The 17,168-nt window shown below is 58.5% G+C and carries 16 protein-coding genes; 11 read left to right on the top strand and 5 right to left on the bottom strand.

Translation table 11 applies throughout. The annotated features are described in order from the left end of the window. Nucleotides 1-44: 44 nt before the first annotated feature. From fadI to sixA, 3 genes are all read left to right on the top strand, one after another. Complete coding sequence (gene fadI, locus IV493_RS04725) at nt 45-1,355, top strand: acetyl-CoA C-acyltransferase FadI (protein WP_195857814.1); 1,311 nt, start codon at nt 45-47, stop codon at nt 1,353-1,355. Continuing rightward, the gene (gene fadJ, locus IV493_RS04730) at nt 1,355-3,451 is read left to right on the top strand and encodes a fatty acid oxidation complex subunit alpha FadJ (RefSeq protein WP_195857815.1); all 2,097 of its coding nucleotides are present in this window, start codon (nt 1,355-1,357) and stop codon (nt 3,449-3,451) included. Before fadI ends, fadJ begins: the two co-directional genes overlap by 1 nt. Nucleotides 3,452-3,675: 224 nt before the next feature. After that, on the top strand, nt 3,676-4,158 hold the full coding sequence (gene sixA, locus IV493_RS04735; RefSeq protein ID WP_013358611.1) for a phosphohistidine phosphatase SixA: 483 nt from the start codon (nt 3,676-3,678) through the stop codon (nt 4,156-4,158). 28 nt (nt 4,159-4,186) lie between these two features. Here sixA and smrB read toward each other — a convergent pair whose 3' ends face one another. Further along, entirely contained in the window at nt 4,187-4,735 is a 549-nt protein-coding gene (smrB, locus tag IV493_RS04740; RefSeq protein WP_013358610.1) for an endonuclease SmrB, read from the bottom strand. Nucleotides 4,736-4,894: 159 nt separating this feature from the next. Here smrB and prmB point away from each other — a divergent pair, with 159 nt between their 5' ends. Genes prmB through IV493_RS04770 form a run of 6 tightly spaced genes read left to right on the top strand, consistent with a single transcriptional unit; the run spans nt 4,895 to nt 9,481 of the window. Beyond that, nucleotides 4,895-5,827 carry a 50S ribosomal protein L3 N(5)-glutamine methyltransferase gene (prmB, locus tag IV493_RS04745; RefSeq protein ID WP_033783751.1) on the top strand — a complete coding sequence of 311 codons (933 nt, stop codon included), beginning with the start codon at nt 4,895-4,897 and terminating at the stop codon, nt 5,825-5,827. Nucleotides 5,828-5,872: 45 nt separating this feature from the next. Next, nucleotides 5,873-6,958 carry a chorismate synthase gene (gene aroC / locus IV493_RS04750; protein ID WP_013358608.1) on the top strand — a complete coding sequence of 362 codons (1,086 nt, stop codon included), beginning with the start codon at nt 5,873-5,875 and terminating at the stop codon, nt 6,956-6,958. A gap of 4 nt (nt 6,959-6,962) precedes the next feature. Next, nucleotides 6,963-7,787, top strand: a complete 825-nt coding sequence (gene mepA, locus IV493_RS04755; RefSeq protein ID WP_061063025.1) for a penicillin-insensitive murein endopeptidase — start codon at nt 6,963-6,965, stop codon at nt 7,785-7,787. Between the two features lie 8 nt (nt 7,788-7,795). Then, complete coding sequence (locus tag IV493_RS04760; RefSeq protein ID WP_013358606.1) at nt 7,796-8,599, top strand: sulfite exporter TauE/SafE family protein; 804 nt, start codon at nt 7,796-7,798, stop codon at nt 8,597-8,599. A 19-nt stretch (nt 8,600-8,618) separates the two neighbouring features. Continuing rightward, nucleotides 8,619-9,164 carry an elongation factor P hydroxylase gene (locus tag IV493_RS04765; RefSeq protein ID WP_041457001.1) on the top strand — a complete coding sequence of 182 codons (546 nt, stop codon included), beginning with the start codon at nt 8,619-8,621 and terminating at the stop codon, nt 9,162-9,164. Nucleotides 9,165-9,196: 32 nt separating this feature from the next. Further along, nucleotides 9,197-9,481 carry a YfcL family protein gene (locus tag IV493_RS04770; RefSeq protein WP_003854283.1) on the top strand — a complete coding sequence of 95 codons (285 nt, stop codon included), beginning with the start codon at nt 9,197-9,199 and terminating at the stop codon, nt 9,479-9,481. Between the two features lie 33 nt (nt 9,482-9,514). Here the strand turns inward: IV493_RS04770 and mnmC are convergent, their stop codons facing one another. Beyond that, nucleotides 9,515-11,521 (bottom strand): bifunctional tRNA (5-methylaminomethyl-2-thiouridine)(34)-methyltransferase MnmD/FAD-dependent 5-carboxymethylaminomethyl-2-thiouridine(34) oxidoreductase MnmC, encoded by a 2,007-nt coding sequence (gene mnmC, locus IV493_RS04775; RefSeq protein ID WP_195857816.1) that lies wholly within the window; start codon nt 11,519-11,521, stop codon nt 9,515-9,517. Nucleotides 11,522-11,675: 154 nt separating this feature from the next. Between mnmC and fabB the strand changes: the two genes are divergently transcribed. Then, on the top strand, nt 11,676-12,896 hold the full coding sequence (fabB, locus tag IV493_RS04780) for a beta-ketoacyl-ACP synthase I (protein ID WP_033783746.1): 1,221 nt from the start codon (nt 11,676-11,678) through the stop codon (nt 12,894-12,896). Nucleotides 12,897-12,981: 85 nt separating this feature from the next. Here the strand turns inward: fabB and IV493_RS04785 are convergent, their stop codons facing one another. Beyond that, nucleotides 12,982-14,406, bottom strand: a complete 1,425-nt coding sequence (locus IV493_RS04785; RefSeq protein ID WP_195857817.1) for a PLP-dependent aminotransferase family protein — start codon at nt 14,404-14,406, stop codon at nt 12,982-12,984. Nucleotides 14,407-14,493: 87 nt separating this feature from the next. Here IV493_RS04785 and IV493_RS04790 point away from each other — a divergent pair, with 87 nt between their 5' ends. Further along, nucleotides 14,494-14,937, top strand: a complete 444-nt coding sequence (locus IV493_RS04790; protein ID WP_013358601.1) for a rhodanese-like domain-containing protein — start codon at nt 14,494-14,496, stop codon at nt 14,935-14,937. 1 nt (nt 14,938) lies between these two features. Here the strand turns inward: IV493_RS04790 and flk are convergent, their stop codons facing one another. Together flk and IV493_RS04800 are read right to left on the bottom strand one after the other, a co-directional pair. After that, nucleotides 14,939-15,985, bottom strand: a complete 1,047-nt coding sequence (gene flk, locus IV493_RS04795) for a flagella biosynthesis regulator Flk (protein ID WP_033733397.1) — start codon at nt 15,983-15,985, stop codon at nt 14,939-14,941. Between the two features lie 213 nt (nt 15,986-16,198). Next, entirely contained in the window at nt 16,199-17,098 is a 900-nt protein-coding gene (locus IV493_RS04800; RefSeq protein WP_013358599.1) for a DMT family transporter, read from the bottom strand. Between the last annotated feature and the right edge of the window lie 70 nt (nt 17,099-17,168).

Genomic DNA, 17,168 nt, shown 5'->3' on the forward strand with positions numbered 1-17,168 from the left:
CTCTTCAGGCAATGATGCCACAGTCCCAGCCACAGGTGAGAACAATGAGCAAAGCGCAGCCGCTGCTGACGCGTGATGGTGAACGCATCGCAATAACCCACGGGTTACGCACCCCTTTTTTGCGCCAGGCGACCGGCTTTCATGGCATTCCCGCCATTGAGCTGGGGCGGATGGTAATCAGCGAATTAATGGCGCGCAGTGAACTGCCGGCTGAGGTAATCGAGCAACTGGTCTTTGGTCAGGTGGTGCAGATGCCGGAAGCGCCGAACATTGCGCGTGAGATTGTACTGAGCAGCGGCCTTGATGTGCACACCGATGCCTATAGCGTCAGCCGTGCCTGCGCCACCAGTTTCCAGGCGGTAGCGAATGTGGCAGAAAGCCTGCTGGCTGGCACGATTTCTGCTGGCATTGCCGGAGGCGCCGACTCCTCGTCAGTGCTGCCAATAGGCGTCAGTAAAACACTGGCCCGCGCGCTGGTGGATCTCAATAAAGCCCGCAGCCTTGGGCAAAAACTGCACATCCTTAAACGTCTGCGTCCGCGCGATCTGCTGCCGGTGCCGCCCGCGGTGGCCGAGTATTCAACCGGCCTGCGCATGGGTGACACCGCCGAGCAGATGGCAAAGAGTCATAGCATCACCCGTGAGGCACAGGATGCGCTGGCGCTGCGATCTCATCAGCATGCCGCCCGCGCCTGGCAATCCGGGGTACTCAATCAGGAAGTGATGGCAGCCTTTGTGCCGCCGTGGAAAACCGCTATCGACCAGGACAATAACGTCCGCATGAACGCCAGAGCAGAGGATTATGCCCGCTTACGCCCGGCGTTTGATCGTCAGCACGGCAGCGTCACGGCGGCCAACAGCACGCCACTCACCGACGGTGCGGCCGCCGTGATTCTGATGCGCGAAGGCCGCGCCCGTGAACTCGGTGTCACGCCGCTGGGCTATCTGCGCAGCTACGCGTTTACCGCGATTGGTGTACAGCAGGATATGCTGCTGGGCCCGGCGTACTCCTCCCCGCTGGCGCTGGATCGCGCCGGGATTACGCTGTCCGATCTGACGCTAATCGATATGCACGAAGCGTTTGCGGCCCAGACGCTGAGCAATCTGCAACTGTTTCGCGACGAGCGCTTTGCCCGTGAGGTGCTCAATCGTCCGCATGCGCTGGGCGAAGTGAATGAAGAGCGCTTTAACGTGCTGGGTGGTTCAATCGCCTATGGTCATCCTTTTGCTGCCACGGGCGCGCGTATGATCACCCAGACGCTGAATGAATTACGCCGTCGCGGTGGCGGGTTAGGACTGGTCACAGCGTGTGCGGCGGGCGGTCTGGGTGCGGCAATGGTTCTGGAGGCCGAATAATGGAGCAGAATGCGTTTCACCTGAAGATGCGACTGGATCACGTTGGCATCATTACAATCGATGTCCCTGGCGAGAAGATGAACACCCTGAAAGCAGAATTTGCCGGGCAGATTACCGCCATCATTGCGGAGGCGCGACGCGATCCTCAGCTGGCAGGACTGGTGCTGATTTCTGGCAAAGCGGACAACTTTATCGCGGGCGCCGACATCAGCATGATTGATCGTTGTCAGAGCGCGCAGGAAGCCGAAGCGCTGGCAAAACAGGGGCAGGAAGTGATGGCTGCGCTTGATGCGCTGCCATTCCCGGTAGTGGCCGCAATCCATGGTGCCTGTCTGGGCGGCGGGCTGGAACTGGCGCTGGCCTGCGATGCGCGCATCTGCTCGCTTGATGATAAAACCCGTCTCGGATTACCGGAAGTGCAACTCGGCTTACTGCCCGGCTCCGGTGGCACTCAGCGACTGCCGCGGTTAATTGGCGTGCAGCAGGCGCTGCCGCTGATTCTGACCGGCAAAACGCTGCGGGCGAAACAGGCACGTAAGCTGGGAGTGGTCGATGACGCGGTACCTCAGGCGATTTTGCTGGAGACGGCTATCGCACGGGTGAAAAAGGGCAAAGTCAGCGGTCGAACGCTGCCGCTGCGCGACCGTCTGCTGCACGGTCCGGTGGGTCGTCAGGCGCTGTTTGCGCTTGCGACCCGGCAGACTGCAGCCAAAACTCAGGGTAACTATCCGGCAGCAAACCGCATTATTGAGGTGGTGCGCATCGGGCTGGAGCAGGGCAGCCGGGCCGGACATGATGCTGAAGCGCGTGCCTTCGGTGAACTGGCGATGACGCCGGAATCTGTTGCTTTGCGCGGGATCTTTTTCGCGACCACCGCCATGAAGAAGGAGCGGGGTGGTGAGGCGGAACCCGCTGCGGTGAAGCGTATCGCAATTCTCGGCGGCGGTCTGATGGGCGGTGGCATCGCCAGCGTCACCGCAATCAATGCCGGGTTGCCGGTGCGCATCAAAGATATCAGCCTGGAAGGCGTTAACCATGCGCTGAAAACCAGCTGGGAACTGCTGAGCAAAAAGGTTAAGCGACGCCAGCTCACTCCGGCACAGCGTCAGCAGCAGATGGCCCGCATCACGGGCGGCATCGATTATCAGGGTTTCTCACAGCGCGATGTGGTGATCGAAGCCGTGTTCGAAGATTTAGCACTCAAGCAGCAGATGGTCAGCGAAGTGGAAGCCCACTGTCAGCCGCATACGCTGTTTGCTTCTAACACCTCTTCGCTGCCGATTGAAGAGATTGCCGCCAAAGCACAGCGTCCGCAGAACGTCATCGGGCTGCACTACTTCAGCCCGGTCGATAAAATGCCGCTGGTGGAAGTGATTCCCCATCTGAACACCTCCGCCGCAACGGTAGTAACGATTGTGGCGCTGGCACGCAGCCAGGGCAAAACGCCGATAGTGGTGGCGGACAAGCCTGGCTTCTATGTTAACCGCATCCTGACACCTTATATAAATGAAGCGATGCGTTGCCTGCTGGAAGGCGAGCCGATTGACCATATCGATCGGGCGCTGGTGAAGGCTGGTTTTCCGGTCGGTCCGATTCAGCTGCTGGATGAGGTAGGCATCGACGTCGGCAGCAAAATCAGTCCCATCCTGCATCAGGCTTATGGTGAACGCTTTGCCGCGCCCGCTGCTTTTGATGCAGTGCTGAAAGATGGCCGCAAGGGTCGTAAAAATAGCAAAGGCTTCTATCGCTATGACCAGCCGCGCTGGCAGCGTAAAAAGCCGGACACCTCACTGTATACGTTGCTGAAGGTCACGCCGCAGGCCAGGCAGAGCGAAGCGCAGATTGCGGAACGCTGCATGATGATGATGCTGAACGAGGCGGCACGCTGCCTTGATGAGCAGGTCATTCGCTGTGCCCGCGATGGCGATATCGGTGCAGTGTTTGGTATCGGCTTTCCGCCTTTCCTGGGGGGGCCGTTCCACTACATGGACAAACTGGGTGCGGCGGAGGTGGTCAACCGATTAACCCGCCTCACGCAGCAGCATGGCGAGCGATTTACTCCTTGCGAAGCGCTGATTGAAGCGACCAGAAAGTAGACGAAATTTTACATTTCTACTGTAAATGGAATAACCAATCCGATTCAGCGGGTTAGAAAAGCGCCGCCAGAGTGTGCGGCGCAGCATGATTCTGAGAAGCGCTTATTTAATAAACAACCGGTTGACTATACTGAAGCCATTAGGGTAAAACACAGCGTTCATTCGCAGAGTGAAGAGTCAGGCGCCAGGCGTCGGGCGATGTCGACAAACAACAGCGGTGCTTTATGCAAGTTTTTATCATGCGTCACGGCGATGCGGCTCTGGAAGCAGCCAGTGATTCAGTCAGGCCTTTAACCTTATGTGGCTGCAATGAATCACGCCAGATGGCCAACTGGCTCAACAGCCAGACGCCGGACATAGAGCGTGTCCTGGTGAGTCCCTATTTACGCGCGCAGCAAACCCTCGCGACCGTGCGTGAAGCTTTTCCACTGCCGGAAAACCAGGATGTTCTGCCGGAGTTAACGCCGGGCGGCGATCCGGAAATGGTCGGGTGCTATCTACAGACCCTGGCAAATGAAGGCGTGAAATCGGCGCTGGTGATCTCTCACTTACCGCTGGTGGGGTATTTAGTCTCTGAACTGTGCCCGCAGGAAGCCCCCCCTATGTTTGCCACTTCCGCTATTGCCTGCGTGGAATTCGATCCGGCACAGCATGCCGGTAAACTCCTGTGGCAGGTTAGTCCCAAAAAGCTGGCGAAAGCGATCTGACGTCTGTGGGCCGATCCTCCGGCCCCTTTCAGGGCAACTCAGGCGGTTGCCACTCCTCAATCTCAATCAAAACCAGCAGTGCGGCATCACCGCCAAACAGCTTCGGTGCCTGGTGAAAAGCCATCACCCACGGGTGCTGGGCCAGCCACAGCGGCGTCTGCTGCTTCAGAATATGCTTTCCATGACCGGTCATGACGCTGGCGCAGAACAGATGTTCACGGCGGCAGGCGGCGATCAGTGCGCCCAGTTCCTGCTTGGCCTGCTGCTGCGTTAAGCCATGCAGATCGAGGAAAATCTCCGGCGTATAGTCGCCACGACGCAGTTTTTTCAGCTCAAAGTGGCTGACATCGGCGCGCACATAACGGGTGGCCCCTTCGGTGGAGAGCAGCGGCTGAAACTCATCCGAAAAGTAATGGCTGTTGTCCGCCTGCTCTGAAAGCAGACGTTTTACCGGCAGTTCGCGGGTTTTAACCGGTAGTTTGTGCACGAAAGTATCTTGTTTCAACTGACGCGTGCCAGTCATTAACTGTCGGAACAGCGCCTGGTCATCCGGGCTTAAGGGTGTTTTTTTACTCATGACGGGTCAGTTATCTAAGAAAAGTCTGCTACACAGCATAGGCGATACCTTACCGATTAATGTCATTAAATGTCAGCTTTTTCACCTTGCTGCGCTGAATTCTCCCCGGCTTCATGGCACACTACTGGCCGATTTAGCAAAAGGCCTGCGGAGGGCTACGTGGACAAAATTTTCGTCGATGAGGCAGTGAACGAACTGCACACCATTCAGGACATGCTGCGCTGGGCGGTAAGCCGCTTTTCCGCTGCCGGAATCTGGTACGGACATGGCACAGACAATCCCTGGGACGAAGCCGTTCAACTGGTCCTGCCGTCACTCTGGCTACCGCTGGATATTCCTGAAGACATGCGCAGTGCGCGTCTCACCGCCAGCGAACGTCTGCTGATCGTTGAGCGTGTCATCCGTCGTGTTAACGAGCGTATTCCGGTTGCTTATCTGACCAATAAAGCCTGGTTCTGCGGGCACGAATTCTTTGTCGATGAGCGCGTGCTGGTACCGCGTTCACCGATTGGCGAGCTGATTGAGAACCGCTTTGCCGGTCTGGTCAGCACACCACCGCGTCATATTCTGGATATGTGTACCGGTAGCGGCTGTATCGCGATTGCCTGCGCTTATGCCTTCCCGGAAGCCGAAGTGGACGCCGTGGATATCTCCACCGGTGCGCTGGCGGTAGCCGAACAGAACATTGAAGAGCATGGACTCATCCACCAGGTGACGCCGATTCGTGCTGACCTGTTCCGCGAACTGCCACAGCTGAAATATGATCTGATCGTCACCAATCCGCCGTACGTTGATGCGGAAGATATGGACGATCTGCCGAACGAATATCGCCACGAACCGGAGCTGGGTCTGGCGGCGGGCAGCGACGGCCTGAAGCTGGTGCGCCGCATTCTGGCCTGCGCGCCCGACTATCTTAGCGAGCAGGGCGTACTGGTCTGCGAAGTGGGCAACAGCATGGTGCACATGATCGAGCAGTATCCCGATGTGCCCTTTACCTGGCTGGAATTCGACAACGGCGGCGACGGCGTCTTCACGCTGACGCGCCAGCAGATTGTCGACGCACAACACCATTTCTCTTTTTACAAAGACTAAAAGTGGGGCGAAGCCTCGCCCGCCGAACTCTGACAAGGAAACAGCATGGCCGGAAACAGCATCGGGCAATTTTTTCGAGTAACGACCTTTGGCGAGTCCCACGGTCTGGCACTGGGCTGTATCGTTGACGGTGTGCCGCCAGGCATCCCGCTGACTGAAGCAGATATTCAGCATGACCTCGATCGCCGCCGTCCGGGCACGTCGCGCTATACCACGCAGCGCCGTGAGCCGGATCAGGTGAAAATTTTGTCCGGTGTCTTTGAGGGTGTGACCACCGGCACCTCGATCGGCCTGCTGATTGAGAACACCGATCAGCGCTCGCAGGATTACGGTGCCATCAAAGATCTCTTCCGTCCGGGCCATGCTGATTACACCTACGAGCAGAAATATGGTCAGCGCGACTATCGTGGCGGTGGTCGCTCATCGGCGCGTGAAACCGCGATGCGCGTGGCGGCTGGTGCGATTGCCAAGAAATATCTGCAGATGAAACACGGTGTCGTGGTACGTGGCTATCTTTCACAGATTGGTGATGTCGCCTGTGAGCTAAAAGACTGGAGCATCGTGGAAGAGAACCCGTTCTTCTGCCCGGATGCCGACAAGCTCGAGGCGCTGGATGAACTGATGCGCGGCCTGAAAAAAGAGGGCGACTCCATCGGTGCCAAAGTCACGGTTATGGCAGACAACGTGCCGCCAGGCCTGGGCGAGCCGGTCTTTGACCGACTGGATGCCGATCTGGCGCACGCGCTGATGAGTATCAATGCGGTGAAAGGCGTCGAAATTGGCGACGGCTTTGCGGTGGTTAACCAGCGCGGCAGTCAGCACCGTGACGAGATCCGCCACGATGGTTTCCAGAGCAACCACGCCGGCGGCATTCTGGGCGGCATCAGCAGCGGGCAGACCATCAGCGCTAATCTGGCGATGAAACCAACCTCCAGCATCACCGTGCCAGGTAAAACCATTACCCGCGACGGCGAAGAGGTTGAGATGATCACCAAAGGTCGCCACGATCCCTGCGTCGGGATCCGCGCTGTGCCGATCGCCGAGGCGATGATGGCGATCGTCCTGATGGATCATCTGCTGCGCCAGCGGGCGCAGAACGGTGACGTCAACAGCTCTGTACCGCGCTGGTGATGGCATGAAGGCTATTTTGCTTACGCTGAGTGCGCTGCTGATCAGCGCCTCCAGCCTGGCCGCGACGCCGTGGCAACAGATTCAGCAGCCGATCAGTGGCGCACCGCAGTCAATTGGTGGCTTCGCCAACGGCTGTATCGTCGGCGCACAGGCACTGCCGCTGAATTCACCGCACTATCAGGTGATGCGTCAGGATCAGCGGCGCTACTTCGGCCATCCCGATCTGATTCAGTTTATTCAGCGGCTCAGCACCCAGGTGCATAATCTGCAACTGGGTAACGTGCTGATTGGCGATATGGGCATGGCGGCCGGCGGACGCTTCAGCAGCGGTCACGCCAGTCACCAGACCGGGCTGGATGTCGATATCTGGCTGCAACTGCCAAAAACACGCTGGAGCGCGCAGCAGTTGCTGAAGCCGCAGCCGCTGGATCTGGTCGGGCCGGGTGACAAAAATGTGATTGCCCGCCACTGGCAGCCGGAAATTGACAGCCTGATCAAACTCGCGGCGAAAGATGACGATGTTACGCGCATCTTCGTTAATCCGGCGATTAAAAAGCAGCTTTGTGCTGATGCGGGTAACGATCGCGACTGGCTGCGGAAAGTGCGCCCGTGGTTCGCGCATCGTGCCCATATGCATGTGCGACTGCGCTGCCCGGCGGGCAGTATCGGCTGTGAAGATCAGCCTGCACCGCCAGCTGGCGATGGTTGTGGCGCCGAGTTGCAGAGCTGGTTCCTGCCGAAACAGCCTGGGTCAGGCGCACCGGTGAAACGTGAGCCGCCGCCATTACCGCCTGCCTGTCAGGCTCTGCTGGATAAACATCTACTGTAAGGGATTCCATGGAGTGGTTTGTTGTCAGCCCGCTGCTGGTCGGGCTGCTGTTTTTAATCGCCATGCTGGCTGGTTTTATTGACTCCATCGCCGGTGGCGGGGGGTTACTGACGGTACCTTCACTGCTGGCAGCGGGCCTCTCTCCGGCGCAGGCGCTGGCGACCAATAAACTGCAATCGGTCGGCGGCTCGTTTTCCGCCAGCCTCTACTTTGTTCGGCGCGGTGCGGTCAATCTGAATGAGCAGTGGCTGAACATCGCCATGACGCTGCTGGGGTCCATTCTGGGCGCGATACTGATTCAGCGCCTGCAGGCTGATTTCCTGCGCCAGATGCTGCCGCTGTTTTTGATCGCGATTGGCCTGTGGTTCCTGCTGATGCCAAAACTGGGCGAAGTCGATCAGGCGCGCCGCCTGCATGGCCTGCCTTATGCGCTGGTGGGCGGCGGGGCAGTAGGATTTTATGACGGATTTTTCGGGCCGGGCGCAGGCTCGTTTTATGCGCTGGCTTTCGTTACCCTCTGCGGCTACAACCTGGCCAAAGCGACCGCGCATGCCAAGGTACTCAACTTCACCTCAAACATGGGCAGCCTGCTGTTCTTTATGTTCGGCGGCAAAGTGGTGTGGGGAACCGGTCTGATCATGATGCTCGGTGCCTTCTGTGGTGCGCGTCTGGGCGCACGGCTGGTGCTGAGCCGCGGACAGAAACTGATCCGCCCGATGGTGGTGATTGTTTCTGCCGTCATGAGCATTAAATTATTGTGGGATAGCCACGGCAGCGAAGTTATGGCCTGGCTTGCCACGCTGCATTCGTAACCTGAAACGCGATACCGTCATGAACCCGACCCATCATTATGAACAGCTGATCACGCTGTTTGATCGCTGCTTCAGCGATGAATTTCAGACCCGCCTGATTAAAGGCGACGATGAACCGATCTATCTTCCTGCTGATGCGGAGTCGCCGTGGAACCGTGTGGTCTTTGCCCACGGCTTTTACGCCAGCGCCCTGCATGAGATCTCTCACTGGTGCATTGCCGGTGAAGCACGCCGCAAACTGGTCGATTTTGGCTACTGGTACTGCCCGGATGGCCGCGATGCGCTGACCCAGAGTCAGTTTGAAGCGGTTGAAGTGAAGCCGCAGGCACTGGAGTGGATGTTTTGTATGGCGGCAGGCTTTCCCTTCAACGTGAGTTGTGACAATCTCGACGGAGATTGTGAGCCGGATCGCATTGCGTTCCAGCGTAAAGTGCATGCTCAGGTCATGAGCTATCTGACGTCGGGCATTCCCGACCGTCCCGCGCGTTTTATTACCGCTCTGGCGGAATTTTATGGCAGGCCTTCACTCACCGCGTCGCAGTTTCCCTGGCCGGACGATCTGTGATGCAGGAAGGCATTATTAATAGAGGAATTGAGATGATCGCAGAATTTGAAGCGCGTATTCTGGCCCTGATTGACGACATGGTCGAGCATGCCAGTGACGATGAGCTGTTCGCCAGCGGTTATCTGCGCGGGCATCTGACACTGGCTGTGGCCGAAGTGGAGCAACTGGGCGAACATACGCCAGAAGCGCTGCAGATTCAGGTCTCCCGCAGCCTGCAAAATGCCATTGCTGCCGGAGAACTTTCACCGCGCGACCAGGCATTAGTGGTCGGAATGTGGGACAATTTGTTTGTTCAGGCACGCCAGCTCTCCGCATAACGTTGCAGGGCGGCGTGCCGCCCTCAGCATCGGCTAAACTGCTTTTCCCTTCAGTAATTTCCTCACCCAGTAACGATTCGGATTAAGCGCTGCCAGCGTACTCGCGTCCAGCGGCTGCGGCTCGCCCGTCAGCTGGGCTGCCAGCACTTCGGCTGCCAGCGGCGCACTGCACAGGCCGCGCGATCCCAGCGCACCAAACAGATACAGGCCCGCCAGATCGGGCGCATCAGCGATATCGTGACTTGCGGCCAGCTGAGCCGGTAAATCAGCGTACTGCAGAAGCGTAGCGTCATAATCCGGCACGCCGCCCACCATCGGCAGGTGATCCCGCGTGGCGCAGCGCACACCCATTCTCGCCTCGCCGCTACTGACATCCACGCTCTCTGCCCAGCGACGGTCAGGCAGGCAATCCAGCAGTCGGCTGCGGTTCTCCTGCTGATCCTCTTCCCGGTAATCCATTGCGGTTTCGCCACGATGATAGCTGGCACCAATACAGTGGGTGCCGAACTGCGGGCTGACGGGCGTCAGATAGCCGTCGTAACAGAGCACGGTCTGCAGCGCGTCGAGGCCCGGGGTTGACGGAACATGGCTCACCTGACCGGCCACCGGATAGGTCGGCAGCGGGGCGCTCTGCGCAACGTCGGCCATCGCATGTCCGTTAGCCAGCACCACCGTCGGATGACGGACCGCCGGGCGATCGCTGAACGTCAGCGTCCAGTGATCATCATCCCGTGAAAGGCTGCTCACCCTGTGCAACCAGTGAATGCGTAAGCCCTGGGTTTCGCCATAAGCCAGCATCGCGCTGGTCAGCTCGGCCGGTGAGAGCCAGCCACCTTCAGGGTAGAAAATGCCGCTACAGCCATGGTCAACATTTGCCAGTTTCTCCGCCTCTGCGACATCCACGCCACGAGCGATGGATTCGGGCAAACCCATCGCCAGCATCTGATCAATCTTCTTACGGCTTTTCTCATCCCAGCCCAGTTGAAGCACGCCGCTCCAGTGATGCTCATAGGTGACGGTCAACTGATCGTAGAGCCGCCGGGCGAAGCTGAAGGCCGCCGGGAAAAAGGTGGCGAGCGCCGGGTCGTGCTGGTTGAGCAGCGGATAGAGCGCGCCCTGACGATTACCGGACGCGCCCAGCGCGGGGGCTTCGTCGGCACAGTAAAGGGTGACCCGCCAGCCGCGACGTAGCAGCGCCAGCGCTAAAGTGGCACTGGCGACGCCGCCGCCAATCAGGGCAATATCACGCTGCTCCGCAGATTGACGATGATACCAGGGCTGCGGGCTGGGTAACGGAGGCGCATCCTGCAATGGTCCGCACAGCATTTCGCGCTTCGGGCCAAATCCCTTGCGGCGGATGACGGTAAAGCCTGCCTCCTGCAGGCCGCGCCGGACGATGCCTGCGGCGGTAAAGGTTGCGAAGGTCCCTTGTGGACGCGCCAGCTTTGCCATCATGCCGAACAGTTCCGGCGTCCACATATCCGGGTTCTTCGACGGCGCGAAGCCATCCAGGAACCAGGCATCCACCTGACGATGCAGGCTCTCATCCAGCTCTCCCATCAGCTGGTTAATATCGCCGAGCCACAGGTCGAGCGTGATGCGTCCGCCGTCAAACAGCAGGCGCTGACAGCCGGGCAGGGCCGCAGGCCACTGCGCCTGCAGCGCTTCGGCCCAGGGAGCCAGTTCCGGCCAGTGCTGCTGCGCAGCAGCCAGGTCTTCACGGGTTAACGGAAACTTCTCAAAGCTGATGAAGTGCAGACGTTTTAACGTGGCATCGGGCCGTTCACGCTGAAACGCATCGAACGCCTGCCACAGCGTCAGAAAGTTGAGGCCGGTGCCAAATCCGCTTTCCGCCACGATCAGCAGATCGCGCGGATGCGCTGCAAAACGCCCGGGAAAACCGTTGCCCCCAAGGAAGACATAGCGTGTCTCTTCCAGACCATTGTCATTAGAGAAATAGACGTCACCAAACGCTCGGGAAACAGGTGTACCCTGTTCATTCCAGTTTAGCTGTGCATGTTCAACCGGGGTTAATTTCACGGTAAAGGCTCGTTTTTCAGGCAGTGGCGCGATTCTAGCGACCCACGTGACATGACGCAAATTTACAAAAGGAAATAGCTGATCGGACTTGTTCGGCGTACAAGTGTACGCTAGAGTGCATGCCAATTAAGAAGAAGTGGATGAGGAAGATTGAATGAAACGTGCTGTGATTACTGGCTTAGGGATCGTTTCCAGTATTGGTAATAACCAGCAAGAGGTGCTGTCATCTCTGCGTGAAGGACGCTCTGGCATCACCTTTTCTGAAGAGATGAAAGATTCCGGCATGCGTAGTCACGTCTGGGGTAACGTTAAATTAGATACCACCGGCCTCATCGATCGCAAAGTTGTGCGTTTTATGAGTGATGCGTCCATCTATGCTTATCTTTCCATGGAAGAAGCGATTAAAGATTCCGGCCTCACCACTGAAATGTATCAGAGCAACCCACGCGTGGGTCTGATTGCGGGTTCAGGCGGCGGTTCTCCACGCTTCCAGGTGTTTGGCGCGGATGCGATGCGCAGCCCACGCGGCCTGAAAGCGGTTGGCCCCTATGTGGTCACCAAAGCGATGGCCTCTGGCGTTTCTGCCTGCCTCGCCACGCCATTCAAAATTCATGGCGTAAACTACTCGATTAGCTCCGCCTGTGCCACCTCTGCGCACTGTATCGGTAATGCCGTTGAGCAGATTCAGCTCGGCAAACAGGATATCGTTTTTGCGGGCGGCGGCGAAGAGCTGTGCTGGGAAATGGCCTGTGAGTTCGACGCCATGGGCGCGCTCTCTACCCGTTACAACGACACGCCAGAGAAAGCGTCACGTACTTATGACAATGAGCGCGACGGCTTTGTTATCGCCGGTGGCGGCGGCATGGTGGTGGTTGAAGAGCTGGAGCATGCGCTGGCACGTGGTGCGCACATCTATGCCGAAATCGTTGGTTACGGTGCGACGTCAGACGGTGCAGATATGGTTGCCCCATCAGGTGAAGGCGCAGTGCGCTGCATGAAGATGGCGATGAACGGTGTCGATACGCCAATCGACTATCTGAACAGCCACGGAACCTCTACTCCGGTAGGTGATGTGAAAGAGCTGGGTGCGATTCGTGAAGTGTTTGGCGATAACACGCCTTACATTTCAGCGACTAAAGCGATGACCGGCCACTCACTGGGTGCCGCTGGTGTGCAGGAAGCGATCTACTCGCTGCTGATGCTGGAGCATGGTTTTATTGCGCCAAGCATCAACATCACCTCGCTGGACGCGGCTGCAACCGGTATGAACATCGTCACTGCGCCGATGGAAAAAGAGCTGACCACCGTGATGTCTAACAGCTTTGGTTTCGGCGGCACCAACGCCACCCTGACCATGCGTAAATATCAGGCATAATCATTACGTCAGTACGCTGAAGGGCCGGCTTGCCGGCCCTTTTTGTTTTTCAGCTCCTCTGCGTGACCTCGTTTACCCCTCGGTATTAAGCCTCCCGCAGCAGCAGCCGCAGCAAGGTATCGCATCCTGCCACAATCTCGTCAGGCGTCAGCGCGGCAAAGCCCAGTATCCAGCCTTGCTGCGACACTGATCCGGCATAGAGCGGACTGAGACGCGGCAGCAGCAAACCCTCTTGTGCCGCCAGCGCGGTTAAGCGCGCTTCATCCTTCTGCAATTTCACCGTCAGCTGTAATCCACCGCCGCTGGCTATCGGCGTGAGCCATGGCGAGAGCCGCTGCTCAATCTGCTCAAGTAACCGATCGCGACGGCTGCGATAGAGCTGACGCATCAGCCGCAGATGGCTGGCGAAATGTCCCTGCTGCAGGAAGGCGGCAGTGACGGCCTGTGGCAGCAGGGCGCTATGCCCATCGAGCACGCTGCGTGCCTGACCAACGGGCGTAATCAGCGCAGGCGGCACCACCATCCATGCCAGACGCAGAGAGGGAAAAAGCGACTTCGAGAAGGTGCCCAGCGTGATCACCCGCTGTTGGCGATCCAGTCCCTGCAGCGCAGGAACAGGCCGTTCGTCGTAATGAAACTCACTGTCGTAGTCATCTTCGATTAACCAGCACTGGTTGCGCTGCGCCCAGTCGAGCCATGCCAGATGCCGGGGCAGGCTGAGCGTGACGCCGGTTGGATAATGATGCGAGGGCGTCAGATACATCAGCTTCGGATTGCCGCTGGCAGGGATAGCACCTTCGGCATCGACCGCAATCCCGTGCACCTGTGCACCTGCGGCCATAAAGGCATTACGTGCTCCGGGATAGCCTGGTTCCTCCATCCATACCTCATCACCAGGATCGACGAACATCATCGCCAGCAACTGCAGCGCCTGTTGTGAACTGGTCAGAATGATGACCTGCCCCGGCTGGCACGTTACGCCTCGTGAGAGCGCCAGATAATCAGCGAGTGCGCTGCGCAACGGCAGATAGCCGCAGGGATCGCCATATCCCATTGCCGCGCTGCCCAGTGAACGCTGCACGCTGTTGCTCAGGCGCCGCCAGGTATCGTGAGGAAAAGCGCGTAACTCCGGTGAACCGGCGGCGAATGCGTGCGGAAAAGGGGGATCCTGACAGCCGCCGGTTGCCAGCACCTGCTGGCCCCGCGCCGAAAAGCGGGCGGGCTGAGGCCGTACCGGTGCGGATAGGGGACTGGCAGGGATAACGATAGCGACAAAAGTTCCTCGGCCGGTTTCGCGTCGCAGGTAGCCCTCACTCTCCAGCTGGCCGTAGGCCGCTTCTACCGTCACACGAGACACCTGCAGATCCTGCGCCAGCTGCCGGCTGGAGGGTAATTGCTGACCGGCGTGCAGATGGTGCCGGTTGATCGCCAGCCGCAGGGTAGAGCAGAGCCGCTCACGCACGCCGCCACTGGCCTGGTGCTGGAAAAGTTGTAACAGTGGTGAAGGCATATGGGTCTTAACCCTGCTGGATAATAGGTATCAGTAAGCAGTCCACTTTGCCGTAAACTGCGACTTCACCACAACAGGAGAATCGCTATGTCATCGGTTTTACAGATTCCGGCCGCCACGCCGCAGCAAAGCCTCGACTATCTGCAGGCAAAACTCGCTTATTACACCGACGCCTGGGATCTGGCGGAAGATCTGGCCCGTCAGGCACCAGAAATAGTGGTGATCGATGCCCGTGCGCCGGAGGCTTATCGCGCCGGACATATCTGCGGTGCGATAAGCTTTCCGCATCGCGGGATGGACACCACCACGACGGCGCGGCTTGACCGCAGCAAAGTGTTTGTCACCTATTGTGACGGCATTGGCTGTAACGGGTCGACGAAAGCGGCCTGGAAACTGGCATCGCTGGGATTTCAGGTGAAGGAGTTAATTGGCGGGCTGGATTTCTGGAAACGTGACGGTCATCCGCTGACCTGGGGTGATGCAGCGGGCGAATGGCCTGCCGCCGCGCCCATAGCATCCTGCGGCTGCTGACTCAGAGTACCAGCCAGAGTAAAAGGGTGATGACCACCAGTGCGACAAAGAATCCCAGCAGGGGACGCTGCGCCAGCGGCTGTATCGCGGGCGGCAGCGATGCAACAAACGGTGACCAGATCGGCTGAGGTTTAATCTCGCTGGGTGCCAGCGGCTGCTCGAGAAGTTTTTCTGCCCGGTCAGCGCGACGGCTGAACAGGAAGTTCAGCAGATCCTGCGTCTGTGCCGTGGTCAGAACCATCTGCGGCGTCGCCTGAAAACGCTGCTGGCTGTAATCCTCCAGCTGCTGCCGTTCCTGCTGATCGAGCGGCTGCTTCAGGGACGCTTCCAGCAGTTGCAGCGTCGGTGCACTGTGCTGACTCAGCGTCTGACGTACCTGCAGGTATTGTGTCAGCAGCGGGAAGTGGCGTGAGGGAATCGGGTCGCCGCTGGTCAGATTCACCAGTTTCAGCGCCGCCGACCACAGCTTACCGGTGGATTCGCCGGTGGCGGCGGCCAGACGCACCACCTGCTGATTCAGGGTATGGTGCTCGGCAGGCAGCAGCGTGCGATCGCTGACGCGGATCTGCTGCGGCTGGGGAATTGTCATCTGGCCGTTCTGCAGCATCGTCAGCACCTGGCGCAGCTGATCCTGGCTCAGCGCGCTCAGAACGGTCTGACCAAACTGCTGACGGATAAAATCGCTGACGGCCTGGCGGTTATTACCTTTCGGCAGCAGCTCGGTGAGCTGAGTCATCAGCTGGCGGGTGCCATGCCCGTTCTGCGCCTGCGTCAGGCGACTATTCAGATACTGTTCTGCCGCCGGAAAATGACGCGACTGTAATTCGGCTTCACTCTTTACACCCACTTCATGACGGACGCCCGCCCAGAGTTCAGGCGCTTTAAGATTGCTGAGCGATAAGATACGCACGATCAGGCGCTCTAGCGTCGTGCGCTGGGCAGGGGAGAGAGGTTGTTCGCCCGCCACAGAACCGTGACGGGGCACGCCGGTTTGCGGATTGACTGATGAACGATCGACCGGCGCACCGGGGCCGCTGAGAGGTTGCATGGCGGATTCCTTGGGAAAACAGAACAGCGTGGGGTGCGCCGGAAAACGAATAGGCCATGATAGCAAAACCCCCCGGGAAATCCCACGGGGGACTCGCGTTTCGGCGCGAGATTTACGCTTCAGTTGTGAACCTCAGCCGCCTTTATTTACCATTACCTTCAGCTGCATCTTTACTCACCGCAGCCATCTTCCGTCATCCGCAGAGGGTGCGATTCAGGATGGTGGCTGAGTTACCGGTTTATGCCGGGTTAAAGGTGTACGCAGCCGCTGCGCCAGTATCACACCGCCCAGCGTCAGACCCCCGCCAATCCAGTGGTAACTGTGCAGTTGCTCATGCAGAAACAGCACGGCGATCAACGCGGTGAACAGCGGCGTCAGATTCATAAAAATGCTGGTAGTGCTGGCCCCCAGGCGCTGCACGCCGTGGATCCATAAAAAGGGCGCGATGATGGAGGCGAACAGTCCGGCAAATGCCACCAGTGGCAGGTTATGCCAGTTTAGCGACACGTCTGGTGCCAGTAAAAAGCCGGGCAGCAACAGCAGTACGCCAAATACGATCTGCACATAGAGACTCTGCCAGATTGGCAGTGGCAGCGCCCAGCGTTTCGTCAGGACGCCATACAGCGCATAAGAGGTGGAAGCGGCCAGCATCATCAGTTCACCTTTTCCCATGCCGTGATTCAGCAGTTGCATCACGTCACCCTCACTGACCAGCCACACCAGCCCGCAAAAAGAGATGACACTGCCGAGCAGGATACCGAGCGTTGGCGCAATTCGCAGGATAACCACGCTCAGCAGTACGGTGAGCAGCGGGATCAGCGCGCCGATAATGCCCATAAAGAGCGCGCTGACGCTGTGCGCCGCGTAATAGGCGAGGCTCTGATAGAGCACCATGCCGAGCAGCCCAAGGATCGCCAGCCGCCAGAGGTGCGGTCTGATGATCTTACGCATGCGCCACACCCCAGGCAGCACAAAGGGGGTCAGCACCAGCAGCGCCAGCAGCCAGCGATAGAAGGAGATCGCTGCCGGATCGATCGCACTGGCCGACAGTTTGCTGACAATTGAGTTGATCGACCAGATCATCACCGCAAAGAGTGGGTACAGGAAAAACATGCTGACTCTCCATACATCATCACACACCATTAATGAGGCGCAGTGTACGCTTGTCCGGATTTATCCAGAT

It is taken from the genome of Pantoea sp. SM3640 (assembly GCF_015654165.1).
GTDB lineage: Bacteria > Pseudomonadota > Gammaproteobacteria > Enterobacterales > Enterobacteriaceae > Pantoea > Pantoea vagans.

Bases quoted from the DNA above. Each gene is read 5' to 3' on its own strand.
- fadI (WP_195857814.1), top strand. From the start codon at position 45: ATGAGCAAAGCGCAGCCGCTGCTGACGCGTGATGGTGAACGCATCGCA.
- fadJ (WP_195857815.1), top strand. From the start codon at position 1,355: ATGGAGCAGAATGCGTTTCACCTGAAGATGCGACTGGATCACGTTGGC.
- sixA (WP_013358611.1), top strand. From the start codon at position 3,676: ATGCAAGTTTTTATCATGCGTCACGGCGATGCGGCTCTGGAAGCAGCC.
- smrB (WP_013358610.1), bottom strand. From the start codon at position 4,735: ATGAGTAAAAAAACACCCTTAAGCCCGGATGACCAGGCGCTGTTCCGA.
- aroC (WP_013358608.1), top strand. From the start codon at position 5,873: ATGGCCGGAAACAGCATCGGGCAATTTTTTCGAGTAACGACCTTTGGC.
- mepA (WP_061063025.1), top strand. From the start codon at position 6,963: ATGAAGGCTATTTTGCTTACGCTGAGTGCGCTGCTGATCAGCGCCTCC.
- IV493_RS04760 (WP_013358606.1), top strand. From the start codon at position 7,796: ATGGAGTGGTTTGTTGTCAGCCCGCTGCTGGTCGGGCTGCTGTTTTTA.
- IV493_RS04765 (WP_041457001.1), top strand. From the start codon at position 8,619: ATGAACCCGACCCATCATTATGAACAGCTGATCACGCTGTTTGATCGC.
- IV493_RS04770 (WP_003854283.1), top strand. From the start codon at position 9,197: ATGATCGCAGAATTTGAAGCGCGTATTCTGGCCCTGATTGACGACATG.
- fabB (WP_033783746.1), top strand. From the start codon at position 11,676: ATGAAACGTGCTGTGATTACTGGCTTAGGGATCGTTTCCAGTATTGGT.
- IV493_RS04785 (WP_195857817.1), bottom strand. From the start codon at position 14,406: ATGCCTTCACCACTGTTACAACTTTTCCAGCACCAGGCCAGTGGCGGC.
- IV493_RS04790 (WP_013358601.1), top strand. From the start codon at position 14,494: ATGTCATCGGTTTTACAGATTCCGGCCGCCACGCCGCAGCAAAGCCTC.
- flk (WP_033733397.1), bottom strand. From the start codon at position 15,985: ATGCAACCTCTCAGCGGCCCCGGTGCGCCGGTCGATCGTTCATCAGTC.
- IV493_RS04800 (WP_013358599.1), bottom strand. From the start codon at position 17,098: ATGTTTTTCCTGTACCCACTCTTTGCGGTGATGATCTGGTCGATCAAC.